This is a genomic window from Streptomyces sp. NBC_01003, assembly GCF_045162695.1.
Classification (GTDB): domain Bacteria; phylum Actinomycetota; class Actinomycetes; order Streptomycetales; family Streptomycetaceae; genus Streptomyces.
On the sequence record NZ_CP108707.1, the window covers coordinates 6,674,893 to 6,699,810 of the forward strand.

Genomic DNA, 24,918 nt, shown 5'->3' on the forward strand with positions numbered 1-24,918 from the left:
TGACCAAACCTCCTGACCTGGCCGTGCGCGCGTGCCTAGGGTGATCGGGTGATACGGACAGCGCACTCTGGATATCTCCGGTTCCCGCATCTGCACGGCGAGTTGGCCGCCTTCACCGCCGAGGACGACGTCTGGGTCGCCCCTCTCGACGGCGGGCGCGCCTGGCGCGTCAGCGCTGACAATGTCCCCGTCAGCCATCCCCGGATCTCGCCCGACGGCACCACTGTCGCCTGGACGTCCACCCGCGACGGCGCCCCCGAGGTGCACATCGCCCCGGTCGACGGCGGACCCTCCAAACGCCTTACGTACTGGGGCAGTTCGAGGACGACGGTGCGCGGCTGGACCCCCGACGGTCAGGTCCTCGCGCTCAGCACCCAGGGCCAGGCGTCCCTGCGCCGCAGCTGGGCGAGGGCTGTCCCCCTCGACGGCGGACCCGCCACCACACTGCCGTACGGGCCCGTGGGCGACGTCGTGACCGGGCCGGGCGGGCAGGTCGTCCTGCTGTCCGCGCCGATGGGCCGCGAGGCCGCCTGGTGGAAGCGCTACCGGGGCGGCACCGCGGGGAAGTTGTGGATCGACCGGGCGGGCGACGGCGAGTTCGTCCGCCTCCACGAGGAGCTCGACGGGAACATCGAGTACCCGATGTGGGTCGGCGACCGAGTCGCCTTCCTGTCCGACCACGAAGGCGTCGGCGCCCTGTACTCGTCCCTCGCCGACGGCAGCTCACTGCGCCGGCACACGCCGCTCGACGGCTTCTACGCCCGGCACGCGTCGAGCGACGGCACCCGCGTCGTGTACGCGTCGGCCGGTGAACTGTGGATCGTGGATGCCCTCGACCGCGCGGAGGACGCCGCGCCGCGCCGCCTGGACGTCCGCCTCGGCGGGCAGCGCGTCGACCTCCAGCCCCACCCCGTCAGCGCCGCCCGCTGGTTCGGCGCGGCGGCACCCGACCACACCGCACGCGGCAGCGCCGTCTCGGTGCGCGGCGTGGTCCACTGGGTCACCCACCGCTCCGGGCCCGCCCGCGCGCTGGCCGCCCGACCCGGCGTACGGGCCCGCCTCCCGCGCACCTTCCGCGTGGAGGGCGAGGAACACGTGGTGTGGGTGACGGACGCGGAGGGCGACGACGCCCTGGAGTTCGCGCCCGCCACCGGCATCGCGCCCGGCGCCACCCCGCGCAGGCTCGCCGCCGGGCAGCTGGGCCGCGTGCTGAACCTCGCGATGGCGCCCGACGGCAGCCGGGCCGCCGTCGCCTCGCACGACGGGCGTGTGCTGCTCGTCGAGCGCGAGAGCGGTGAGGTCAGGGAGGTCGACCGCAGCGAGGACGGCGACGTGAGCGGCCTCGTCTTCTCGCCGGACTCGGCGTGGCTCGCCTGGTCGCACCCCGGCCCCTCGCCCCTGCGCCAGCTCAAGCTCGCCAACACCGCCGACCTGTCGGTGACGGAGGCGACGCCGCTGCGGTTCCGGGACTACGCGCCCGCGTTCACCCTCGACGGCAAACACCTCGCGTTCCTCTCCGCGCGCTCCTTCGACCCGGTCTACGACGAGCACGTCTTCGACCTCGCGTTCGTCGGGGGCTCTCGGCCGCACCTGATCACGCTCGCCGCGGCGACGCCGTCCCCGTTCGGCCCCCAGCGCCACGGCCGTCCCTTCGACACCCCGGACAGCCCCGCCGCCGAGACCCCCGACAGCGAAGGCACCCCCACCACCCGTATCGACCTCGAAGGGCTCGCCGACCGCATCGTCGCGTTCCCCGTGGAGGCGGCCCGCTACACGACCCTGCGGGCCGCCAAGGACGGCGTCCTGTGGCTGCGGCACCCGGTCCAGGGCGTGCTCGGCGCGTCCCGGGCCACCCCCGACGACCCCGACCCCAAGAGCGAGCTCGAACGCTACGACCTCGCCCAGCAGCGCATCGAGCACCTCGCCTCGGACGCCGACCACCTTGCCGTCAGCGGTGACGGCAAGCGCGTCCTGCTGTGGACCGACGGCAAGCTCAAGGTCGTACCGAGCGACCGGCGCGCCTCCTCCGACGACGACAGCGACACCAACATCACCGTCGACCTGAGCCGGGTCCGCCAGGACGTCGACCCCGTCGCCGAGTGGCGGCAGATGTACGACGAGGCGGGCCGCCTCATGCGGGACAACTTCTGGCGCGCGGACATGGACGGCGTCGACTGGGACGGCGTCCTGGAGCGCTACCGGCCCGTCCTCGACCGCGTCGCCACCCACGACGACCTCGTCGACCTCCTGTGGGAGGTCCAGGGCGAACTCGGCACCTCGCACGCCTACGTCACACCGAGCGGCGGCTGGAGCGGCGGCGACAGGCGACAGGGCCTCCTCGGGGCGGACATCTCCCGCCACGAGGACGGCAGTTGGCGCATCGACCGGGTCCTGCCCACCGAGACGTCCGACCCGCGTGCCCACGCGCCGCTCGCCGCGCCCGGGGTGGCCGTGCGCGCGGGTGACGCGATCATCGCGGTGGCCGGACGCCCCGTCGACCCCGTCACGGGTCCGGGACCGCTCCTCGTCGGGACGGCGGGCAAGCCCGTCGAGCTGACCGTCTCCCCGGCCGGCGGCGGCGACCCGCGCCACGCGGTCGTCGTCCCCGTCGCCGACGAGGAGCCGCTGCGCTACCACGCCTGGGTCGTCGATCGCCGCGCCCACGTCCACGAGCAGTCGGGCGGCCGCCTCGGCTATCTCCACGTGCCCGACATGCAGGCCCCCGGCTGGGCCCAGATCCACCGCGATCTGCGGGTCGAGGTGGCGCGCGACGGACTCATCGTCGACGTGCGCGAGAACCGCGGCGGACACACCTCGCAGCTTGTCGTCGAGAAGCTGGCCCGCCGGGTCGTCGGCTGGGACCTGCCGCGCGGCTCCCGCCCCTTCAGCTACCCGATGGACGCGCCCCGCGGCCCCGTGGTGGCCGTCGCCAACGAGTTCTCCGGCTCCGACGGCGACATCGTCAACGCGGCGATCAAGGCGCTCGGGATCGGCCCCGTGGTCGGTGTACGCACCTGGGGCGGCGTCATCGGCATCGACAGCCGCTACCGGCTCGTCGACGGGACGCTGGTGACCCAGCCGAAGTACGCGACCTGGCTGGACGGCTACGAGTGGGGTCTTGAGAACCACGGCGTCGACCCCGACGTCGAAGTGGTCGCCGCCCCGCAGGACCACGCGGCCGGGCGCGACCCGCAGCTCGACGAGGCCGTGCGCATCGCGCTGGCGGCGCTCGCCGAGAACCCGGCGCGCACGGCACCCGAACTCCCGCAACCGCGCGTACGGGAGTGAGGCCTGTCGCAGGAGGCAGGCGTCGCGGGTGGCCGCGGGCCGGATAGCATTCCCGGCGTAGTGACCGGACGGTGTGAGGAGACGTGATCGTGGCCGGAGAGCCGCAGGCCGACTGCCTGTTCTGCAAGATCGCCACGGGGGAGGTCCCGGCCACGCTGGTACGGGAGACCGAGACCACCGTCGCCTTCCGGGACATCAACCCGCAGGCGCCGACCCATGTCCTCGTCATCCCGCGCGTCCACTACCGCGACGCCGCGGCCCTCGCCGCCGCCGAGCCGCAGATCGCCGCCGACGTGCTGCGGGAGGCGGCCGAGGTCGCCGCCGAGGACAAGCTCGACAGCTACCGCGTCGTGTTCAACACCGGCAGCGGCGCGGGCCAGACCGTCTTCCACGCCCACGCCCATGTCCTCGGGGGCCGCGGCCTCCAGTGGCCCCCCGGCTAGCGGGCGCCGGGCAACGCGCCGTGTCCGTACGGGAATTGGTGGTGCTCGGCACCGCGAGCCAGGTGCCGACGAGGCACCGTAACCACAACGGCTACCTGCTGCGCTGGGACGGGGAGGGCATCCTCTTCGATCCCGGCGAGGGCACGCAGCGCCAGATGTTGCGGGCCGGCGTCGCCGCGCACGACCTCAACCGGCTGTGCGTCACCCACTTCCACGGCGACCACTCCCTCGGCCTCGCCGGGGTCATCCAGCGCATCAACCTGGACCGGGTGCCGCACCCCGTCACCGCGCACTACCCCCGCTCCGGTCAGCGGTTCTTCGACCGGCTGCGGTACGCCACCGCGTACCGCGAGAGCGTCGCGCTCGCCGAGGTGCCGGTGTCCGGCGAGGGCGGCGTGCTCGCCGAGACGTCGTCGTACACGCTGGACGCGCGCCGTCTCTCCCACCCCGTCGAGTCCTACGGCTACCGCCTCGTGGAGCCCGACGGGCGCCGCATGCTGCCCGACCTGCTCGCCGAGCGCGGCATCTCCGGGCCCGACGTGGGGCTCCTCCAGCGCGACGGGTCCCTGCGCGGCGTCACCCTCGACGACGTGAGCGAGGTGCGGCGCGGGCAGCGGTTCGCGTTCGTCATGGACACCCGGCTCTGCGACGGGGTGAACGAGCTCGCCGAGGGGTGCGACATGCTCGTCATCGAGTCGACGTTCCTCGACGGGGACCACCAACTGGCATCGGACCACGGCCACTTGACCGCCGGGCAGGCCGCGCGCGTCGCGGCCGAGGGCGGGGTGCGGCACCTCGTGCTCACCCACTTCAGCCAGCGCTACTCGGACCCCGAGGAGTTTGAGCGCCAGGCCCGCGCCGCCGGCTTCACCGGAGAGCTCACCGTGGCGCGGGACCTCGACCGCGTACAGGTGCCCAAACGTGTCTAATCCCGGGCGTACCATGCTCTGATGTCCCTCGCTTCGCTCCCCAAAGCCGAACTCCACCTGCACATCGAAGGCACCCTCGAACCCGAGCTCGCCTTCGAACTCGCGGCCCGCAACGGCGTCGACCTGCCGTTCGCCGACACCGAGGCCCTCCGCAAGGCCTATCTCTTCGAAGACCTGCAGTCCTTCCTCGACCTGTACTACGGCCTGATGGCCGTCCTGCGCACCGAGGAGGACTTCGAGCAGCTCGCCGACGCCTACCTCGCGCGCGCCGCCGCGCAGGGCGTGCGGCACGCCGAGATCTTCTTCGACCCGCAGGCCCACACCGCCCGCGGCGTGCCGATCGGGACCGTCGTCGAGGGCCTGAGCGCCGCCCTGTCGAAGAGCGTGGAGCGCCACGGCGTCTCCACCCGGCTCATCATGTGCTTCCTGCGCGACCAGTCCGCCGAGTCCGCGATGCAGACCCTGGAGTCCGCGAAGCCCTACCTCGACCGGATCGTCGGCGTCGGCCTCGACTCCGCCGAGGTCGGCAACCCCGCCTCCAAGTTCCGCGAGGTGTACGAGGCCGCGGGCGCGCTCGGGCTGCGCAAGGTCGCCCACGCCGGCGAGGAGGGCGACCCCTCGTACGTATGGGAGGCGCTCGACGTGCTCGGCGTCGAGCGCATCGACCACGGGCTCCGCTGCGTCGAGGACCCGGCGCTCGTCGAACGGCTCGTGCGGGACCGGGTGCCCCTGACGCTGTGCCCGCTGTCGAACGTGCGGCTGCGCGCCATCGAGGTACTCGAAGACCACCCGCTGCCGCGGATGATGGACGCCGGTCTGCTCTGCACGGTGAACTCCGACGACCCGTCCTACTTCGGCGGATACGTCGGAGACACCTTCCACGCCGTCCACGAGGCGCTCGCGCTCGACCACGAGCGGCTGCGCGAGCTCGCCCGCAACTCGTTCGTCGCGTCGTTCCTCGATGACGACGAGGAGCTGCGCTCGCGCTACCTCGCCGAGGTCGACGCGTTCGCGTTCGACGACTGACCGAGCGCCGCCGAGCCGCCCCGCGGTCCCGCCGTGGAGAACTCCTCCTGCGTCGGGGCCGGTTGGGGCGTGCTCACCGTGATCTCCACGACCGGCTGCTCGGCCGCGCCCATCTGCGGGACCGCGCCCGCCGGGGCGCCCGTCACGCCGGCCACCAGAGCGGCGGGGGCGCCGCCCCTCCTGCGGACCGTGCCGGGCCGCAGCAGCGGGCTGCCGCCCGTGTGCAGCGCCACCGCCGTGAGCGGCAGCGCCAGGACGAGCAGCGCCACGGCGAGCGTCGTGCCCATCGCCGGATAGCCCGCCGTCTGCGACAGGACGCTGCCGGTGAGCGGGCCGCAGGCCGTGCCGAGCGACGCCGCCGAGCCGACGAGGACCGCCCAGCGGCCGCGCGGGTCCAGGGACGCGGCCAGGCCGATCAGATACGACAGGACCACCGGGTACAGCGTGTTCCACGCGATCTCACCGGTCGCGAACGACGCGAGGTCGTCCGCGCGGGCGCTCACCACGATGCAGCACGCGATCAGCGCCGTGCCCGCGCCGATCGGGGCGGCGCGGCCGAGCCGGGACCCGAGCGCTCCCGCGCCGAGCACGCCCACGAGCGCCGTGCCGAGCGCCACCGCGAAGACCGCGCCGACGGTGATCTCCGTCAGGCCCGCCTGATCAGTGCCGATGCGGCTGCTGACGCCCCACAGGGAGTTCTGCGCCATCGACCAGCAGAGCATCGCGGCGGCCAGGACCAGGCCCGAGCGGCGGAAGGGGAGAGGGCTTGCGGGCCTGTGCTGCCCGGCGGAGGTGGGGAGCCCGGCGGTGCCGCTCTCCAGGCCGGAGGTCGCCGGCCACGTCGCCAGCGCCGTCAGTGCGATCGCCGCGAACGGGAGCGCATGACCCGTACCCAGATGCGGCATCGTCAGATACAGCGCACCCGCCAGCGCCGAGACGCTGAGCAGGCCCAGCGTCGACGCCCGGTGCGGGTCGCGCTGCCCGGCGATTCCCGTCGCGGCGACCGTCGTCGCCGTGCCCGAGCCGAAGCCGCCGGCCATCGCGCCGATGACCACCAGCGGTACGAAGGACGTCGCCGCGGCCGCGCCGTATCCGAGCGCCGCGAGCAGCAGGCCCGCTCTGGCGAGGGTGCGGGGGCCGGTGCGGTCCACACGGCCGGCGAAGGTGAAGCCCGCCGCGGCCGAACTCATCAGCAGCGCACTGCCGATGAGGCCCGCCTGCGCCGGGGGGAGATGGAGGCTGTCGCCCAGACGGCCCACGACGGTGGGCAGCAGATACGGGGCCAGATAACCGGCCGTGAAGAGGGTGACAAGGGGCCGGGGAGTGCGGCGGGACACGGGCGTTCCAAAGCGTGGCGGTGTACGGGGATCAGGGCATGCGGAACTACGGGGATGCCTGAACAGGCAAGGGGATTGGGGGGATGCGCCGGGGCTCGCGATACGAGGGGGCGCGGCCAATTTGTATCAAGCGCGGGGAGGGTGAAAACAGCTGGGCCGATGTGATCTGGGCCACGTTCTGTTTGGAGGGTAGGAGTGGGGGTAGGCGAGATCTTTTTTTCGAGGAAACAGGTGGCGACAGCGACCCCACTCCCGGGGCGCCGACTCCCGTTCCGTACGCCGTGCTACGCGCGTTGCCCATGGGGTATCAGGCACACTGTGCGGACCCTCACGACTCTGGGGAGCCCACCTTGAACTCCAACGATCCGGCGCATGTGGATCCGCTCGCCCGGCTGCGCACCCCCGACGATCCGCCCTGCGACGTCTATCTGACGGGGACCGTCTTCCTCGACATCATCTTCACGGGCCTGGACAGCGCCCCTGTGCGGGGGACCGAGTCCTGGGCGCGCGGCATGGGGTCCAGTCCCGGCGGAGTAGCCAACATGGCCACCGCCCTGGCGCGGCTCGGGCTGCGGACGTCACTGGCCGCCACCTTCGGGGACGACCACTACGGCGAGTACTGCTGGGACAGCCTGGAGCAGGGCGAGGGCATCGACCTGACGTCGTCGCGGACCGTCGCCGGCTGGCACTCGCCCGTCACCGTCTCCATGGCCTACGAGGGCGAGCGGACCATGGTCAGCCACGGTCACGAGCCGCCGCCCGAGGAACCCGCCCCCGACTGCCCCCCGCAGGCACGCGCCGCCGTCGCCTCGCTGGCCCCCGGGCTGAGCGAGCCCTGGATCGCCACGGCCGCGGGCCGCGGGACGCGGATCTTCGGTGACGTGGGCTGGGACGACACGGGCCGCTGGGACCTGGGCTCCCTCGACGACCTGTCACGCTGCGAGGCATTCCTGCCGAACGCCGAGGAGGCGATGCGCTACACCCGTACGTCCTGCCCCCGGGCCGCCGCGCACGCCCTGGCCGAATACGTGCCGCTCGCCGTGGTCACCCTGGGTGCCGAGGGCGCCTACGCCGTGGACGCCCGCAGCGGGGAGACCGCCTCCGTGCCCGCCATCGAAGTCGCCGCCCTCGACCCCACCGGCGCCGGGGACGTCTTCGTCGCCGGGTTCGTGACCGGGACGCTCGCGGGCTGGCCGCTGGCCGACCGGCTCGCCTTCGCCGGACTGACAGCCGCCCTGTCCGTGCAGGAGTTCGGCGGCTCGCTGTCCGCGCCCGGCTGGTCGGAAATAGCGGCCTGGTGGCGCCATGTGCAGGCCTACGACGACCAGGAGCCCGCGGCCCTGCGCCGGTACGCCTTCCTGGAGGCGCTGCTGCCCGAGGTGAGCCGGCCGTGGCCCTTGCGGCGGGCGGTACCGACGATCGGCTTCGGGCGGGGCGTCTAGCGAGAGGCCCCAGGCCCGGGGAAAAGTCCTACAGCGTTGTCGGTGCACCGTCGTACCCTGGGCAGTGCAAGGCTGTCGACGCGGGCGCGAGCCCCCGCACGAGGAGGATGAGCAGGCCTTCAGTGCCGGCCCATGACTCAGACACCCACCGCTCAGGCGCGAGCGCATTTCACGGTCCCGGCGAACCACCCCATGGTGACCGTCCTCGGATCGGGCGACGCGCTCCTTCGCGTGATCGAGAAGGCCTTCCCGGCGGCCGACATCCATGTCCGGGGCAATGAGATCAGCGCTGCGGGCGACGCGACGGAAGTCGCCCTCATCCAGCGCGTGTTCGACGAGATGATGCTGGTGCTCCGCACCGGACAGCCGATGACGGAGGACGCAGTGGAACGCTCGATCGCCATGCTCAAGGCGAGCGAGAACGGGGAGGGTGACGGCCAGGAGACCCCGGCCGAGGTTCTCACTCAGAACATTCTCTCGTCGCGGGGCCGGACCATCCGTCCGAAGACCCTCAACCAGAAGCGCTACGTCGACGCCATCGACAAGCACACCATCGTCTTCGGCATCGGTCCCGCCGGTACGGGCAAGACCTATCTCGCGATGGCCAAGGCCGTGCAGGCCCTGCAGTCCAAGCAGGTCAACCGCATCATCCTGACGCGGCCGGCCGTGGAGGCGGGCGAGCGGCTCGGATTCCTGCCGGGCACGCTCTACGAGAAGATCGACCCGTATCTGCGCCCCCTGTACGACGCGCTGCACGACATGCTCGACCCCGACTCCATCCCCCGCCTGATGGCCGCGGGCACGATCGAGGTGGCGCCGCTGGCGTACATGCGAGGCCGCACGCTGAACGACGCCTTCATCATCCTGGACGAGGCGCAGAACACGAGCGCCGAGCAGATGAAGATGTTCCTCACCCGGCTCGGCTTCGACTCGAAGATCGTCGTCACCGGTGACGTGACGCAGGTCGACCTGCCGAGCGGCACGAAGAGTGGTCTGCGGCAGGTCCAGGACATCCTGGAGGGCCTCGACGACGTCCACTTCTCGCGGCTCACCTCCCAGGATGTCGTCCGGCACAAGCTCGTCGGCCGTATCGTCGACGCGTACGAGAAGTACGACAGCCAGCACGGGACCGAGAACGGCTCGCACCAGGGCCGCGGCAGAGGGAAGTAGCAAGCACCGCATGTCGATCGACGTCAACAACGAGTCCGGAACCGAGGTCGACGAGCAGGCGATCCTCGACATCGCCCGCTACGCGCTCGCGCGGATGCGCATCCACCCGCTCTCCGAGCTCTCGGTGATCGTCGTGGACGCCGACGCCATGGAGCAGTTGCACGTGCAGTGGATGGACCTGCCGGGGCCCACGGATGTCATGTCGTTCCCGATGGACGAGCTGCGGCCGCCGTCGAAGGACGACGAGGAGCCCCCGCAGGGTCTGCTCGGCGACATCGTGCTGTGCCCGGAGGTGGCGAAGAAGCAGGGCGAGGACGCCGACACGCAGCACTCCATGGACGAGGAGCTCCAGCTGCTCACCGTGCACGGGGTGCTGCACCTGCTCGGTTACGACCACGAGGAGCCCGACGAGAAGGCCGAGATGTTCGGGCTTCAGGCGGCCATCGTGGACGGGTGGCGGGGTGACAAGGGCCTGACCGGTCCGTCCCCCGCGCCCACCGTGTCATGAGTCTTTCGCTCGTCGCGGGCGCCGTCGCCCTCGTCGTGGTCGCCTGGCTGGCGGCCTGCGCCGAGGCCGGCATCGCCCGCACCTCCAGCTTCCGCGCCGAGGAGGCCGTCCGGTCCGGGCGGCGCGGCAGCGGCCGGCTCGCCCAGGTGGCCGCCGACCCGACCCGCTATCTGAACGTGGCGCTGCTGGTCAGGGTCGCCTGCGAGATGGCCGCCGCGTCCCTGGTCACGTACGCCTGCCTCCAGGAGTTCGACGCGACCTGGCAGGCGCTGGCCGTCGCCATCGGCGTGATGGTCCTCGTCTCGTACGTGGCGGTGGGCGTCTCGCCCCGGACCATCGGACGGCAGCACCCGCTGAACACGGCCACGGCCGCCGCGTACGTGCTGCTGCCGCTGGCCCGGATCATGGGGCCCATTCCGCCGCTGCTCATCCTCATCGGCAACGCCCTGACCCCCGGCAAGGGGTTCCGGCGCGGGCCCTTCGCCTCCGAGGCCGAGCTGCGCGCCATGGTCGACCTCGCCGAGAAGGAGTCCCTCATCGAGGACGAGGAGCGCCGCATGGTGCACTCCGTCTTCGAGCTGGGCGACACCCTGGTCCGCGAAGTCATGGTCCCCCGCACCGACTTGGTCGCCATCGAGCGGTACAAGACGATCCGGCAGGCGCTCACGCTGGCCCTGCGGTCCGGGTTCTCCCGCATCCCGGTCACCGGCGAGAACGAGGACGACGTCGTCGGCATCGTGTATCTCAAGGACCTCGCCCGCAAGACGCACATCAGCCGGGACGCCGAGAGCGAGCTCGTCTCGACCGCGATGCGGCCCGCCACGTTCGTGCCCGACACGAAGAACGCGGGCGACCTGCTCCGCGAGATGCAGCAGCTGCGCAACCACGTGGCCGTCGTGATCGACGAGTACGGCGGCACCGCGGGCATCGTCACCATCGAGGACATCCTCGAGGAGATCGTCGGCGAGATCACCGACGAGTACGACCGTGAACTCCCGCCCGTGCAGGACCTCGGCGACGAACGCTTCCGGGTGACCGCCCGCCTCGACATCGGCGACCTCGGCGAGCTGTACGGCATCGAGGAGTACGACGACGAGGACGTGGAGACCGTCGGCGGGCTCCTCGCCAAGGCGCTCGGCCGGGTGCCGATCGCGGAGGCCTCGTCCGTCGTCGAACTGCCCGACGGGCGCGAGCTGCGGCTCACCGCGGAGTCCGCCGCGGGCCGGCGCAACAAGATCGTGACAGTGCTCGTGGAGCCGGTGGGCGAAGAGGGGAAGTGACGTCGTGACGCCGCAGGAGCTGCGCGACTTGTGTCTGTCGTTCAACGCGGCCGTCGAGGAGTTCCCGTTCAACCCCGACACGTCCGTCTTCAAGGTCCTGGGCAAGCTTTTCGCCCTGACGAACCTGGACGCGCGGCCCCTCGCCGTCAACCTCAAGTGCGACCCCGAGGACGCGGTGCGCCTGCGCGCCGACCACGAGGCGATCGTGCCCGGCTGGCACATGAACAAGCGGCACTGGAACACCGTGACCGTCGCCGAACTCCCGGACAGGATGGTCCGGGAGCTCGTGGAGGACTCGTACGACCTCGTGGTCGCCGGCCTGCCGAGGGCCGAGCGCCTCAAGCTCGACCGTGGCTGACGACGCCAACGCGTACCGCCGGCGGGAGTTGCGCGAGTTCCTGATGAACCGCCGCGCCCGGGTCACCCCCGCGCAGGCCGGCCTTCCCGACGGCGGGGCCCGGCGCCGCACACCGGGGCTGCGCCGCGAGGAGGTCGCCGTCCTCGCCGGGGTCGGCGCCTCCTGGTACCAGTGGCTGGAGCAGGGCCGCGACATCTCGGTGTCCCCGCAGGTCCTCGACGCGGTCGCCCGCGTCCTGCGCCTGTCCGGGGCCGAGCGGCGCCATCTGTACGTGCTCGCCGGCCTCAACCCGCCGCCCGCGTCCGCGGACCCGTCCGCCGTGGGCCGCGACGACGGCCTGCGCCGCATCATCGACACCTGGATGCCGTACCCGGCGCACATCGTCGACCCGTACTACAACTGCGTGATGTACAACGACGCGGCCGCGACGGTCCTCAACATGCGGCCCGACAACACGCAGAACTGCGTCCTGGACTTCTTCACCGACCCCGTCTACCGCTCCCGGAGCGTCAGTTGGGAGCGGAACGCGGCGACGGTCGTGGCCCAGTTCCGGGCGGCCTGCTCCGAGTACCCGGGCGACGAGGGCTTCCAGGAGGTCGTCGCCGCGACGAAGGCGGCGAGCGTCGAGTTCGCCGAGCTGTGGGAGCGGCGCGACATCGAGGCGGCCGGACAGATCCGCAAGGAGCTCACGCACCCCGTGGTGGGCGTCCTGCACGTCGAGTCGACGGCCCTGAAGGTGCCGGCCAGGCCCGACCTCACGATCATCCTGCACACGCCGCTGCCGGAGGCGGACACGGCCGCGAAGCTGGAGTGGCTGGCGACGCCCGAGGGGCGGCGTGGGGCCGTGTACCCCGTTGCCGGGTGAGCGTGACGGCGTTCCCTATGCTCACCCCATGACTGAGAGCAACGACCTCACCGCCGAGGACCGCAAGATCGTCACGCTGGCCCGCAGCGCCCGGGCCCGCAACGGCGTGCCCGAGGGGGCCGCCGTGCGGGACGAGACGGGGCGTACGTATGTGGCGGGGACCGTCTCGCTCGACTCCCTGAAGCTTTCCGCCCTGCGTACCGCTGTCGCGATGGCCGTGGCGTCGGGGGCGCAGTCGCTGGAGGCCGCCGCCGTCGTCTCCGGCGGTTCGGAGGTCGACGGGGAGGATCTGGCGGCGGTACGGGATCTGGGGGGCGCGGGTACGCCGGTGTTCCTCGCGGGGCCCGATGGAGTGGTGCACGGGGCCGTGGCCGCGGGCTGAGACAGCCTGGCCCCGGTCCGGAACGGCTACACCGCGTCCGGGCCCCGCTCGCCCGTCCGGACGCGGACGACGGTCTCCACCGGGACCGCCCACACCTTGCCGTCACCGATCTTCCCGGTCTGCGCCGCGCGCACGATCGCGTCGATGACCGGGTCGAGGTCCGCGTCCTCGACCACGACCTCGATCCGGACCTTGGGGACGAGGTCGATCCGGTACTCGGCCCCGCGGTAGACCTCGGTGTGGCCGCGCTGGCGCCCGTACCCGCTGGCCTCCGTGACGGTCAGGCCCAGCACGCCGAGCTCCTGGAGCGCGGTCTTCACCTCGTCCAGGCGGAACGGCTTGACGATCGCGGTCACGAGCTTCATGCGGAGGGCTCCTTCGGCGGGGCGGAGTGGGCGGTGTGCGGGACGGTGTGTCCGGCGTGGACGCCGTGATCGTAGGCGGTCTCCGCGTGCACCGTCTGGTCGAGGCCCGTCAGCTCCTCGTCGGCGGAGGCCCGGAAGCCCATCGCCCGGTCGATCGTCCTGCCGATCCCGTACGTCACCAGGAACGTGTACGCCGCGACGGTGAGCACGGCGACGGCCTGCCTGCCGAGCTGCCCGAACCCGCCCCCGTAGAACAGGCCCTCCTTGCCGCCGGTCATCGTGGCCGTCGCGAAAAGGCCGATCAGCAGGGTGCCGACGACACCGCCGACGAAGTGCACACCGACGACGTCCAGCGAGTCGTCGTAGTCGAAGCGGAACTTCCACGCGACGGCGTACGAGCAGACGACGCCCGCCACCAGACCCACCACGCAGGCCCCCAGCACGCCGACCACGCCGCACGCCGGGGTGATCGCGACCAGGCCGGCGACCGCGCCGGACGCCGCGCCGAACGTCGTGGGGTGACCGTCGCGCTTGTGCTCCACGAAGAGCCAGCCGAGCAGGCCGGTGCAGCCCGCGATCAGCGTGTTGAGGACGGACGCGGCCGCCAGGCCGTTCGCGCCGAGCGCCGAGCCGCCGTTGAAGCCGAGCCAGCCGAACCAGAGCAGACCCGCGCCCGTCATCACCATCGGCAGGTTGTGCGGGCGCATCGATTCCTTCTTGAAGCCGAGACGCGGGCCCAGGATCAGGCACAGGGCCAGACCGGACGCGCCCGAGGCGATCTCCACGACGAGGCCGCCCGCGAAGTCGAGCCCGCCGAGCGACTGCGAGATCCAGCCGCCGGGGCCCCACACCCAGTGCGCCACGGGAACGTATACGAGCAGCGTCCACACCGGTACGAACACCAGCCAGGCCGCGAACTTCGTGCGGTCCGCGACCGCGCCGCTGATCAGCGCGGCGGTCAGGAACGCGAAGGTGAGCTGGAAGGTGGAGAACAGGAACGTGGGGACCGTGCCGGTCAGGCTGCGCGGGCTGATGCCCGCCATGCCCGCGTGCTCCAGCCCGCCGATGAGGCCCGCGAACACGTCGTCGCCGAACGCGAGCGAGTAGCCGGCGACCAGCCAGACGACGGTGACCAGCGCGATCGACACGAACGACATCAGCAGCATGTTCAGGACGCTCTTCGTGCGGACCATGCCGCCGTAGAAGAGGGCCAGGCCCGGCGTCATCAGGAGGACGAGCGCGGTCGCGGCCAGCAGCCACGCGGTGTCGCCGGTGTCGAGGCCGGCGGCGGCGGCCAGCGGCGCGTTCTCGGTCTGCACGGGGGTCTCCTCGGGCGTGGGGGCGGACGACGAGCCTCACCGTCGCGCGTTTCCGTTCGCTGACCCGTGCGTTTCCGCGGTGTTTCGTGTTGCGCGGGGGTTTCCGGAGCCTCACGACGGACCGCCTTGCCCCGCAGGTGCGGCAGGGCGCGGTGGATCAGGGACAATGGGCGCCATGAGCGTTCGTACCCAGTCATCCGAGCCGTCCGGGGAAGCGTCCCACCGGGCCGGCTTCGCCTGCTTCGTCGGCCGCCCCAACGCGGGCAAGTCCACCCTCACGAATGCTCTGGTCGGCAAGAAGGTCGCGATCACCGCGGACCAGCCGCAGACCACGCGGCACACGGTGCGCGGCATCGTGCACCGGCCCGACGCCCAGCTGATCCTGGTCGACACCCCGGGCCTGCACAAGCCGCGCACGCTGCTGGGCCAGCGGCTCAACGACGTCGTGCGCACGACGTGGGCCGAGGTCGACGTCATCGGCTTCTGCCTGCCCGCGAACGAGAAGCTCGGCCCCGGCGACCGCTTCATCGCCAAGGAGCTCGCCTCCATCAAGAAGACGCCGAAGGTCGCGATCGTCACCAAGACCGACCTGGTCGACAGCAAGCAGCTCGCCGAGCAGCTCATCGCCATCGACCAGCTCGGCAAGGAGCTCGGCTTCGAATGGGCGGAGATCGTGCCCGTCTCGGCCGTCGGCGACAAGCAGGTCGGCCTGCTCGCCGACCTGCTCGTCCCGCTGCTGCCGGAGGGCCCCGCGCTCTACCCGGAGGGCGACCTCACGGACGAGCCCGAGCAGGTCATGGTGGCGGAGCTGATCCGCGAGGCCGCGCTCGAGGGCGTGCGCGACGAGCTGCCGCACTCCATCGCCGTCGTCGTCGAGGAGATGCTGCCGCGCGAGGACCGCCCGGCCGACCGGCCGCTGCTCGACATCCACGCCTTCGTCTACATCGAGCGCCCCAGCCAGAAGGGCATCATCATCGGCCCGAAGGGCAAGCGCCTCAAGGACGTCGGCATCAAGTCCCGCAAGCAGATCGAAGCGCTCCTCGGCACGCCCGTCTTTTTGGACCTGCACGTAAAGGTCGCGAAGGACTGGCAGCGCGACCCGCGCCAGCTGCGCAAGCTGGGGTTCTAGGCGGCGTATCGGGTGCGGGCCCGTGCGGCTCGTGCCTCGGGGCTCCGCCCCGGACCCCGCTCCTCAAACGCCGGAGGGGCTGAACGTGCGGGACCCGGGCAAGTTCCGTGCCCTTACGGCGTGCTCGGGGTCAGGTCCTGGAGGCCCACGACCCGCAGCAGTTCCAGGCGTTCGTACGTCTCCGTGCCCGGTTGGGCCGAGTGCACGACGAGTTGCTGGTCGTGGCCGTCGCTGAGCAGTACCTCGCAGTCGAGGTCGAGGACGCCGACCACGGGGTGGACGAAGCGCTTCGGTGACGGGCGGCGTACGACGACGTCGTGCGACTGCCACAGCTCCTCGAACTCCCGTGATCCGGCGCGCAGTTCGGCCACGAGCGCGGCCGGGCCCGGATCGTCGGGACGGGCCGCGGCGACCGCCCGCAGGCTCGCCACGTGGGCGCGGGCGTGTATCTCGTAGTCCTCGGGCGGGGACAGCGCCCGGCCCGCCGGGTCCGTGAACCAGGTGCGGATCAGGTTCTGCCCGGTGTGGTCGCCGGTCAGGGCCACCGACATCGTGTTCTGGGCGAGCATCTCGCCCCAGTCACTGATCACCGCCGCCGGCAGATCGTGCAGCCGGTCCAGGATCAGCAGCAGCCCCGGACGCACATGCCCGCAGGAGCGGCCGGGCCGGGGCGGCTCCTCGCCCGCCAGATGGAACAGATGGTCCCGCTCGGCGTCGTTGAGCCGCAGCGCGCGGGCCAGCGCGGTCAGCATCTGCCGCGACGGATGGGAGCCGCGGCGCTGCTCCAGGCGCGTGTAGTAGTCCGTGGACATCCCGGTGAGCTGCGCCACCTCCTCGCGGCGCAGCCCCGGCGTGCGGCGCCGCGGGCCCGCGGTCAGGCCCACGTCGGAGGGCGCCAGGCGGGCGCGGGAGCGGCGCAGGAAGTCGGCGAGTTCGGCTCGGTTCACCTCTTCAGGATCGCTCGGAACCATCTTCGTAACCAGGGAGCGCCAGTCCCTGGACAACCGCGTCTCTCCCACCGCGCCCGCCACTCGCGCAGGCTTCAGGCATGGCTACGGAACACGAGGAGGCGGCCATGCTGACACTGGTGACAGGTGCGACGGGCAAGGTCGGACAGCGGTTCGTGCCGCGACTGCTGCAGAGCACGGCGCCGGGCGACCAGGTGCGGGTGCTCGTACGGGACGCGGCACGCGGTGAGCGGTTCGCCGCGTTGGGCGCGGATGTCGTGGTCGGCGACCTGCGGGACGCGGACGTGCTGGGCAAGGCAACGGCCGGGGCGGACGCCGTGGTGAACGTCGCCGCTGCCTTCCGCGGAGTGCCCGACGAGGAGGCGCGGGCGGTCAACAGGGACGCCGCCATCGAGCTGGCCCGCGCCTCCGTGGCCTCGGGCGTGCGGCGGTTCGTGCAGGTCAGCACGGGTCTGGTGTACGGCTCCGGGCGCGGCAGGCCGCTGGTCGAGGACGACGAGACGGTGCCGGGCGGCCACCTGTGGGGCACCTACCCCGAGTCGAAGTGGGAGGCGGAGCGCGCGCTGCGGGCGATGGACGGCCTCGACGACCTGCGCATCGCCCGGCTGCCCTTCGTGTACGGCGACGGGGACTCGCACCTGGCCGACGTGACGCAGTACGCGCAGAACTGGCCGGCCATGCAGCGCCTGCACATGGGCCACCACGCGGATGTCGCCCAGGGTCTGCAACGCCTCCTGTACGCGCCGGGAGCGCAGGGCGTCTACAACATCGCCGACGACGCCCCGGTCACGATGGTCGACGTGTACCAGGTCAACGGCGTGCCGGTGCCGCCGGAGGCGTACGACAAGGTGGACCCGGACCCCTGGGCCGGCGTCATGTCGACGGCCCGCATCCGCCGCGAACTGGGCTTCCGCCCGTTCTTCCCATCCGTCTGGACGGCCCTGGACGCCGGCGCGCTGTAGAGCCCACCGGTCAGGCCACCGACCGGATCCGCCGCACCAGGAGCGCCCCCACGAGCCCGATCACCGCCGCCACCAGGTACAGGACGCGGTAGCCGCCGAGATACGTCACGATCGGCGCGGCGAGCGCGGGCGCGGCGACCTGGGGCAGCGAGTTGGCGACGTTGATGACGCCCAGGTCCTTGCCCCGGTCCATGGCCTTGGGCAGGACGTCCGTCATCAGCGCGAAGTCGACCGAGGTGAAGACGCCGAAGCCGATGCCGAGAACCGCCGCCGCGACGATCGCGCCCGGCCAGGTCTGCCAGCCGGCCAGTGCCGCCGTCGCCACTGCCATCAGGACGCCCGACCAGATCACGAAGGGCTTGCGGCGCCCCAGCCGGTCGGAGGCGACCCCGGCCACGACGACGGTGCACAGCAGGGTCACGCCGTTGACGGCGGTCAGGATCAGCACGCCCTGGTCGGGGTCGCCGTAGTGCAGGCGGTCGCGCAGGTAGTAGAGGAGGTAGAGGAGGACCAGCGCGTTGCTGAGGTTGATCAGGAAGCGGGTCAGCCAGGCCCAGCCGAGGTCGGGGTGGCGGCGGGGGCTCAGCCAGAACCCGGCCAGGAAGGTCCGCCAGGCCCACGGCGGCCGGTCCGCCGGGGCGAGCCGTAGGTCCGGATGGCGCAGCACGTACGGCAGGACGCCCACCAGGGCGAACACCGCGCACGCCGTGTACCCGGCGCCGACCCCGCCCACGACGGTCGCGAGCCCGGTGCCGACGACCACGCCCAGGATCTGCGCGGCCCCCAGCCAGCCGCCCACCGCGCCGCGCTGGAGCCGCGGCACCCGGTCGGGCACGGCCGCCGTCACCGCCGCGAACGCCGCGTTCAGCGTCAGCTGCACCAGGCACCAGCCGGCCGCCATCGTCCACACGGACCCGGCCCCCGCCAGCAGGAGCAGCGCGCACGCGCCGCCGCCCGCGCCCGCCACGATCCAGGGCGTACGCCGCCCGAACCGCGACACCGTACGGTCCGAGAGCGCGCCGAAGAAGGGGTTCGCGGCGAGCGACACCACGGCGCCCACCCCGGTCACCCACGCGAGCAGCGTCTCCTTGGACATGCCGGTGCCGGGCGCGAAGTCCTCGGCCTGGAGGGCGAGCAGGATCTGCAGGGGTCCGTACCAGCCGACCCAGATCGCCCCGTTGGCCAGCGACAGCGCGGCCGTCCAGCCGTGCCCGACCCGCTCGACGGGCTCGTCGAGCGCCGCGACGGCGGCCGTCATGCGCGCTGCGCCCGCAGCACGTCCCGCAGCCAGTGGTACGACGCCTTCGGCGTGCGCTCCAGGGTCGTGTAGTCGACGTGGACGAGACCGAAGCGGCGCGCGTAGCCCTCCGCCCACTCGAAGTTGTCCATCAGCGACCACACGAAATAGCCGCGCACGTCGACCCCCGCCTCAAGAGCGCGGTGCAGGGCCCGCAGATGGCCGTCCAGGTACGCGATCCGCTCCTGGTCGTCCACACCCTCGTAACTGCAGCCGTTCTCGGTGATGACGAGGGGCGGGAGCCGGTCGCCGTAGCGGTCGCGGAAGGCGAGGAGGAGCTCGGTGAGCGCTTCGGGGACCACCGGCCAGCCGAAGTCCGTGACGGGATACCCCTCGATCTCCCTCGGGGAGAAGGGGAGTTCGGGCGGCAGGGTGAGGCCGGAGAACTCCGTCGCCGCCCCCGCCGCGAGCGGCGCGCCCACCTTGGTCGGCTGGTAGAAGTTGATCCCGTACCAGTCGACGGGCTCCGCGATCACCTTCAGATCGGCGTCCACATCGCCCGGCATCAGGTCCCCGATGCCCTCCGGGTAGGCGCCGAGCAGCAGCGGATCGGCGAAGAGCCGGTTGAGGAGCACGTCGTAGAAGTCCGCGGCCTCGCGGTCGGCCGGGTCGTCGGAGGCGGGCCAGGTCGGGCCGTGCGAGTTCGCGATCCCGATGTCCGTGGCGCCGGCCGCGCGCAGCGCCCGTACGGCGAGGCCGTGGGCGAGGAGCTGATGGTGGGCCACGGGCAGCGCGTCGAACAGGAGCTGCCTGCCGGGCGCGTGCTGGCCGAGCGCGTGGCCGAGCAGGGTGTGCTCGGCGGGCTCGTTGAGGGTGATCCACTTCTGTACGCGGTCGCCGATCCGGTCCGCGACCTGGACCGCGTAGTCCGCGAAGAGCGACGCCGTGTCCCGCTTCAGCCAGCCGCCCGCCTCCTCCACGGACAGCGGGGTGTCCCAGTGGAAGAGCGTCGGCACGGGCTGTACGCCCGCCGCGCACAGCGCGTCGACGAGCCGGTCGTAGAAGTCGAGGCCGCCCGGCGACAGGACCCTCGGCCAGGAGACGGAGAAGCGGTACGCCCCCGCCCCGAGCCCCGCGATCAGCGCCACGTCCTCGCCGTAGCGGTGGTAGTGGTCGCAGGCGACGGCGGCCGTCGAGCCGTCCTTCACCCGCCCCGGCTCTGCCGTGAACGCGTCCCACACCGAGGGCAGGCGCGCGTCGACGGCGCCCTCGATCTGATGGGCCGAGGTGGACACGCCCCACAGGAAGTCGTGCGGGAACTGAGGTATCGGTTCGCTCGCTGCCATGCGCGCGATCATCCGTACCGGCGGTAACAGAAGTCAACGCCCGTGCGGCAAAAGGTCGTTGCGCACCCGAAGTGCCGCTACGCCCCTTCCTTCAGCACCCGCGAGATCAGCCCCCGCTGCTCGTCCGTGAGCCGCGGATCCGCGCAGTACACGGTCTTCCCGTCCACCGTGATCGTGTAGCTGAACCCGTCCGGCACCCCCACCGGCGGCGTGCCCCGGCCCCCGGCCAGCGCCTGCTCGGCCAGGGCATGCCACTCGTGGGCGTCGGCGCGGGCCGAGGTGTCGACCTCGGCCCGCCGCTCGATCCCGGCGAATCCTCCGGTACGGATGACCTGAATACGCATGGGACCTGTCTACTCCAGCGGCCGCCCGCTGCCCAGCCGGACGGCCGCCGAGCCCTGTGCCCGAGCCGGCCCTACTCCGTGGGTACGCCCACCTGCGACCAGGCCTTCTGGACGGACTCCAGCTCCTCGCCGTCCTTGTAGCGGGTGCGCGCCGCCTTCACCGTCAGCTTCGCGAAGTCCGCGAAGGACGCGTCCTGCGCCAGCTCCCCGCCGGTCAGGACGTCGTACCAGATCTGCCCGGCCCGCTCCCACGCGTTGCCGCCGAGCGCCACGGCCAGCAGATAGAAGGCGTGGTTCGGGATGCCGGAGTTGATGTGCACACCGCCGTTGTCGCTGCTCGTCCGCACGAAGTGGTCCATGTCGGCGGGCTGCGGGTCCTTGCCGAGGACGTCGTCGTCGTACGCCGTGCCGGGCGCCTTCATGGAGCGCAGCGCCTTGCCGGTGACGCGCGGCGCGAGCAGGCCCGCGCCGATCAGCCAGTCGGCGTCGGCGGCGCCCTGGCCGAGCGAGTACTGCTTGATCAGGGAGCCGAAGACGTCCGAGACCGACTCGTTCAGGGCGCCCGGCTGCCCGAAGTACGTGAGGTTCGCCGTGTACTGGGTGACACCGTGCGTCAGCTCGTGGCCGATCACGTCGACCGGGATGGTGAAGTCGAGGAAGATCTCCCCGTCCCCGTCGCCGAACACCATCTGCTCGCCGTTCCAGAACGCGTTGTTGTAGTCGTTGTCGAAGTGCACGGACGCCTTCAGCGGCAGACCGCTGCCGTCGATGGAGTCACGGGCGTATTTCTCCAGGTACAGCTCGAAGGTGGCGCCGAGGCCCGCGTACGCGCGGTTGACGGTCGCGTCCTTGCCGGGCTCGTCCCCCTCACCGCGGACCTTCGTGCCCGGCAGCTCGGTGCGGTGGCCCGCGTCGTAGAGCGTGCGGTGCGGCTTGTGCTCGACGGCGTCCGTGGGCGCGGCCACCGAGGGGGCGCCGATCACGGTGGTCAGGCGGCGGCGCGTGCGCTCGAGGGCGTCGCGTTCCAGGGTGCGGCGGGCCAGGGCGGAGAGGGCGGGGTCGCCGGAGCGGGCAGCCTTGTCGAGGATGTGGGGCGGCACGATGGTGCAGAAGACGGGCTCGAAGCCCGAGCGGTTCGCGGTCATTGCGGCAATGTGGCACTGCGTGACCTCACTGTCACTACCTGCAGCCAGGATTAATGAAATAGAGGTATTGATCACCTCTTGCCCGTTACCTGACGGCGATCCCGCATACTGATACAGACCCGCGTCCCTCGCACGGCTGGGCTAGGCTGCGACGCATCATGCGTTACGGGCTGCTTCTCCTTAGCTGCCGCGGCGAGGGCCTGTAGTCGAGGCCGACCCCCTCCCCGCGGAGTTCGGTGTTGCGCTCAGACCGTCGGCCGTCCTTCCGGACACACCCGAGGAGCCCCCGCACATGTCGAATTTCCAGCGCCCCACTTCCATGCCGGTCCACAAGTACGGACAGTACGAGCAGGTCGACATCCCCGACCGCACGTGGCCCGGCAAGCGCGTCACCGTCGCCCCCCGCTGGCTCTCCACCGACCTGCGCGACGGCAACCAGGCGCTGATCGACCCGATGTCCCCGGCTCGCAAGCGCGAGATGTTCGACCTCCTGGTCCGCATGGGCTACAAGGAGATCGAGGTCGGCTTCCCCGCCTCCGGCGAGACCGACTTCGCGTTCGTGCGGTCGATCATCGAAGAGGGCGCGATCCCGGACGACGTGACGATCTCCGTGCTGACGCAGGCGCGCGAGGAGCTCATCGAGCGCACGGTCGAGTCCCTGAAGGGCGCCAAGCGCGCCACGGTGCACCTGTACAACGCGACCGCGCCGACCTTCCGCGAGATCGTCTTCCGCGGCACCAAGGAACAGATCAAGCAGATCGCCATCGACGGCACGCAGCACGTCATGGACTACGCGGAGAAGATCCTCGGCCCGGAGACGACCTTCGGATACCAGTACAGCCCGGAGATCTTCACCGACACCGAGCTGGACTTCGCCCTGGAGGTCTGCGAGGCGGTCATGGAGGTCTACAAGCCGGGCCCCGGCCGCGAGATCATCCTCAACCTGCCTGCCACGGTGGAGCGTTCGACCCCGTCCACGCACGCGGACCGCTTCGAGTGGATGCACCGCAACCTGTCGAACCGCGAGTACGTCTGCCTGTCCGTGCACCCGCACAACGACCGCGGCACGGCCGTCGCCGCCGCCGAGCTGGCCCTGATGGCCGGCGCCGACCGCATCGAGGGCTGCCTGTTCGGCCAGGGCGAGCGCACCGGCAACGTCGACCTGGTCACGCTGGGCATGAACCTGTTCTCGCAGGGTGTCGACCCGCAGATCGACTTCTCCGACATCGACGAGATCCGCCGCACCGCCGAGTACTGCAACCAGATGGAGGTCCACCCGCGCCACCCCTACGCGGGCGACCTGGTCTACACGTCCTTCTCCGGCTCCCACCAGGACGCCATCAAGAAGGGCTTCGAGGCGATGGACGCGCGGGCCGCGGCCGCGGGCAAGTCCGTCGACGACATCGAGTGGGCGGTCCCGTACCTGCCCATCGACCCGAAGGACGTCGGCCGTTCCTACGAGGCCGTCATCCGCGTCAACTCGCAGTCCGGCAAGGGCGGTATCGCGTACGTCCTGAAGAACGACCACAAGCTGGACCTGCCGCGCCGCATGCAGATCGAGTTCTCGAAGATCATCCAGGCGAAGACGGACGCCGAGGGCGGCGAGGTCACGCCGAAGGAGATCTGGTCGGTCTTCCAGGACGAGTACCTGCCCAACTCCGAGAACCCCTGGGGCCGCATCCAGGTCAAGGCCGGGCAGAGCACGACCGACACGGACGGCGTCGACACGCTGACCGTCTCGGCCGACGTCGACGGTGAGGCCACCGTCCTGACCGGTACGGGCAACGGCCCGATCTCCGCGTTCTTCGACGCCCTGCAGGCCGTCGGCATCGACGCCCGCCTGCTGGACTACCAGGAGCACACGATGAGCGAGGGCGCCTCCGCGCAGGCCGCCTCGTACATCGAGTGCGCGATCGGCGACAAGGTCCTGTGGGGCATCGGCATCGACGCGAATACGACACGCGCGTCTCTGAAGGCCGTGGTCTCCGCGGTCAACCGCTCCGCACGCTGACCCAGGTCACCGGCATGTTCCCCGGCCCCGTCCGCCCTCGTGGCGGGCGGGGCCGCGTCGTATACCGGCCACGGTCCCGTGCAAGGTGATGACGCCGTATCAACAATGTGGCTAACATCACGCCCAACCAGGCGATGGGGCCTGGGGGTCGACGGAGGTGTGCGACGTGCTGCTGAATTGGGGACGAACCAGTCGTAACGGTCCCGGTGTTCCAGTGGCACGCGCCGGGGCCCGCCCCCTGTCGGGCCTCATCGGCGTCCGCACCGCGTGGACCACCGTCGGCGACGGCGAGTTCTTCTGTCCCGGCTGCGGCGGCGACCGCAACTACCGCCGCCGCACGGGCCGTCGCCGCTTCGTGCTCCTCGGCATCCCGCTCGTCCCGCGCGGCGCCACCGGCCCCGTCGTCGAATGCGCCGCCTGCGAGGACCGGTTCGCCGCCGACGTCCTCGACCACCCCACCACGCACCGCTTCTCCGCGATGCTCCGCGACGCCGTCCACACCGTCGTCCTCGCGGTCCTCTCCGCGGGTGGAGTCTCCTCCCGTACGGCCCTCGAGACCGCTGTCGCGACGCTGCGCGGCGCCGGGTTCGACGACTGCACGGACGTCCAGCTCGCCGCGCTCGTCGAGGCGTTGCTCACCGACGCGGGCCGCGTCCCCGAACACTGCGGGCCCGGCGCCGGACTCGCCATCGAACTCCACGAGGCCCTCGACCCGCTCGCCCCGCACCTCGCCCCCGCCGGACGCGAGTCGATCCTCCTCCAGGGCGCCAGAATCGCGCTCGCCGACGGGCCCTACACACCCGCCGAACGCGACGTACTCAGCACCGCGGGCGCCGCGCTCACGATGTGCACCGACGAGGTGTCGCAGCTCCTGGAAGCCGCCCGAACACCGTCGTGACGCCGTACGGCGCTCCCGTACTCCCCGGGGAGTAACGAGCCGCCGCACGCACCCCCGGCAGTACCCCGCACCTCGCCCTCACGCCCGACGAACCGAGGCCTCCCCGACGGGAGTCTGGAGACGTCCTGTCCGACCGGACGGCGACACCGGACACCGTGACATGAGG

23 protein-coding genes are annotated in these 24,918 nt (G+C 71.8%); 15 read left to right on the forward strand and 8 right to left on the reverse strand.

The window, feature by feature from the left end; all coding sequences use genetic code 11:
• Nucleotides 1-48 precede the first annotated feature (48 nt).
• The 4 genes from OG698_RS30445 (at nt 49) to OG698_RS30460 (ending at nt 5,686) form a co-directional block, all read left to right on the forward strand.
• Entirely contained in the window at nt 49-3,288 is a 3,240-nt protein-coding gene (locus OG698_RS30445; protein WP_406106807.1) for a S41 family peptidase, read from the forward strand.
• Nucleotides 3,289-3,377: 89 nt separating this feature from the next.
• Complete coding sequence (locus OG698_RS30450) at nt 3,378-3,731, forward strand: histidine triad nucleotide-binding protein (RefSeq protein ID WP_406106809.1); 354 nt, start codon at nt 3,378-3,380, stop codon at nt 3,729-3,731.
• 20 nt (nt 3,732-3,751) lie between these two features.
• On the forward strand, nt 3,752-4,660 hold the full coding sequence (locus OG698_RS30455; RefSeq protein WP_406106811.1) for a ribonuclease Z: 909 nt from the start codon (nt 3,752-3,754) through the stop codon (nt 4,658-4,660).
• A gap of 21 nt (nt 4,661-4,681) precedes the next feature.
• Nucleotides 4,682-5,686: an adenosine deaminase gene (locus OG698_RS30460; RefSeq protein WP_406106813.1), complete on the forward strand. Its 1,005-nt coding sequence runs from the start codon at nt 4,682-4,684 to the stop codon at nt 5,684-5,686.
• On the opposite strand, the gene OG698_RS30465 is transcribed toward OG698_RS30460, so the two are convergent.
• Nucleotides 5,647-7,023: an MFS transporter gene (locus tag OG698_RS30465; protein WP_406106814.1), complete on the reverse strand. Its 1,377-nt coding sequence runs from the start codon at nt 7,021-7,023 to the stop codon at nt 5,647-5,649. The genes OG698_RS30460 and OG698_RS30465 overlap by 40 nt on opposite strands.
• Nucleotides 7,024-7,373: 350 nt before the next feature.
• Here OG698_RS30465 and OG698_RS30470 point away from each other — a divergent pair, with 350 nt between their 5' ends.
• From OG698_RS30470 to OG698_RS30500, 7 genes are all read left to right on the forward strand, one after another.
• A complete protein-coding gene (locus tag OG698_RS30470) occupies nt 7,374-8,465 on the forward strand; it encodes a carbohydrate kinase family protein (RefSeq protein WP_399978202.1) in 1,092 nt (363 codons plus the stop codon).
• Between the two features lie 132 nt (nt 8,466-8,597).
• Entirely contained in the window at nt 8,598-9,635 is a 1,038-nt protein-coding gene (locus OG698_RS30475; protein ID WP_399978205.1) for a PhoH family protein, read from the forward strand.
• A 10-nt stretch (nt 9,636-9,645) separates the two neighbouring features.
• The gene (gene ybeY, locus OG698_RS30480) at nt 9,646-10,143 is read left to right on the forward strand and encodes an rRNA maturation RNase YbeY (RefSeq protein WP_100594262.1); all 498 of its coding nucleotides are present in this window, start codon (nt 9,646-9,648) and stop codon (nt 10,141-10,143) included.
• Complete coding sequence (locus OG698_RS30485; protein ID WP_406106817.1) at nt 10,140-11,423, forward strand: hemolysin family protein; 1,284 nt, start codon at nt 10,140-10,142, stop codon at nt 11,421-11,423. Before ybeY ends, OG698_RS30485 begins: the two co-directional genes overlap by 4 nt.
• Before the next feature lie 4 nt (nt 11,424-11,427).
• Complete coding sequence (locus OG698_RS30490) at nt 11,428-11,781, forward strand: MmcQ/YjbR family DNA-binding protein (RefSeq protein WP_406106819.1); 354 nt, start codon at nt 11,428-11,430, stop codon at nt 11,779-11,781.
• Nucleotides 11,782-11,824: 43 nt separating this feature from the next.
• Nucleotides 11,825-12,646 carry a helix-turn-helix transcriptional regulator gene (locus OG698_RS30495; RefSeq protein ID WP_406111373.1) on the forward strand — a complete coding sequence of 274 codons (822 nt, stop codon included), beginning with the start codon at nt 11,825-11,827 and terminating at the stop codon, nt 12,644-12,646.
• A gap of 28 nt (nt 12,647-12,674) precedes the next feature.
• Nucleotides 12,675-13,028, forward strand: coding sequence for a cytidine deaminase (locus OG698_RS30500; RefSeq protein ID WP_406106821.1), 354 nt, complete (start codon nt 12,675-12,677; stop codon nt 13,026-13,028).
• Nucleotides 13,029-13,054: 26 nt separating this feature from the next.
• Here the strand turns inward: OG698_RS30500 and OG698_RS30505 are convergent, their stop codons facing one another.
• Both OG698_RS30505 and OG698_RS30510 read right to left on the reverse strand, forming a co-directional pair.
• Nucleotides 13,055-13,393, reverse strand: coding sequence for a P-II family nitrogen regulator (locus OG698_RS30505; RefSeq protein ID WP_399978210.1), 339 nt, complete (start codon nt 13,391-13,393; stop codon nt 13,055-13,057).
• Nucleotides 13,390-14,712 (reverse strand): ammonium transporter, encoded by a 1,323-nt coding sequence (locus tag OG698_RS30510; RefSeq protein ID WP_406106822.1) that lies wholly within the window; start codon nt 14,710-14,712, stop codon nt 13,390-13,392. The genes OG698_RS30505 and OG698_RS30510 overlap by 4 nt, the downstream gene beginning before the upstream one ends.
• Before the next feature lie 166 nt (nt 14,713-14,878).
• Here OG698_RS30510 and era point away from each other — a divergent pair, with 166 nt between their 5' ends.
• On the forward strand, nt 14,879-15,841 hold the full coding sequence (gene era / locus OG698_RS30515) for a GTPase Era (protein ID WP_199841793.1): 963 nt from the start codon (nt 14,879-14,881) through the stop codon (nt 15,839-15,841).
• Between the two features lie 113 nt (nt 15,842-15,954).
• Here era and OG698_RS30520 read toward each other — a convergent pair whose 3' ends face one another.
• Nucleotides 15,955-16,788 carry a helix-turn-helix transcriptional regulator gene (locus OG698_RS30520; protein ID WP_406106824.1) on the reverse strand — a complete coding sequence of 278 codons (834 nt, stop codon included), beginning with the start codon at nt 16,786-16,788 and terminating at the stop codon, nt 15,955-15,957.
• Between the two features lie 128 nt (nt 16,789-16,916).
• Between OG698_RS30520 and OG698_RS30525 the strand changes: the two genes are divergently transcribed.
• On the forward strand, nt 16,917-17,771 hold the full coding sequence (locus OG698_RS30525) for an NAD-dependent epimerase/dehydratase family protein (RefSeq protein ID WP_406111375.1): 855 nt from the start codon (nt 16,917-16,919) through the stop codon (nt 17,769-17,771).
• 10 nt (nt 17,772-17,781) lie between these two features.
• Here OG698_RS30525 and OG698_RS30530 read toward each other — a convergent pair whose 3' ends face one another.
• The 4 genes from OG698_RS30530 to OG698_RS30545 form a co-directional block, all read right to left on the reverse strand.
• Nucleotides 17,782-19,029, reverse strand: a complete 1,248-nt coding sequence (locus OG698_RS30530) for an MFS transporter (RefSeq protein WP_406106825.1) — start codon at nt 19,027-19,029, stop codon at nt 17,782-17,784.
• Nucleotides 19,026-20,366 (reverse strand): GH1 family beta-glucosidase, encoded by a 1,341-nt coding sequence (locus tag OG698_RS30535; protein ID WP_406106826.1) that lies wholly within the window; start codon nt 20,364-20,366, stop codon nt 19,026-19,028. The genes OG698_RS30530 and OG698_RS30535 overlap by 4 nt, the downstream gene beginning before the upstream one ends.
• Nucleotides 20,367-20,431: 65 nt before the next feature.
• Nucleotides 20,432-20,698, reverse strand: coding sequence for a protealysin inhibitor emfourin (locus tag OG698_RS30540; protein WP_406106828.1), 267 nt, complete (start codon nt 20,696-20,698; stop codon nt 20,432-20,434).
• A 71-nt stretch (nt 20,699-20,769) separates the two neighbouring features.
• Nucleotides 20,770-21,843, reverse strand: coding sequence for a M4 family metallopeptidase (locus OG698_RS30545; RefSeq protein ID WP_406106830.1), 1,074 nt, complete (start codon nt 21,841-21,843; stop codon nt 20,770-20,772).
• Nucleotides 21,844-22,135: 292 nt separating this feature from the next.
• Here OG698_RS30545 and leuA point away from each other — a divergent pair, with 292 nt between their 5' ends.
• Nucleotides 22,136-23,854 (forward strand): 2-isopropylmalate synthase, encoded by a 1,719-nt coding sequence (leuA, locus tag OG698_RS30550; protein WP_384243917.1) that lies wholly within the window; start codon nt 22,136-22,138, stop codon nt 23,852-23,854.
• Between the two features lie 214 nt (nt 23,855-24,068).
• Nucleotides 24,069-24,752, forward strand: coding sequence for a TerB family tellurite resistance protein (locus tag OG698_RS30555; protein ID WP_100594275.1), 684 nt, complete (start codon nt 24,069-24,071; stop codon nt 24,750-24,752).
• Nucleotides 24,753-24,918: the final 166 nt, after the last annotated feature.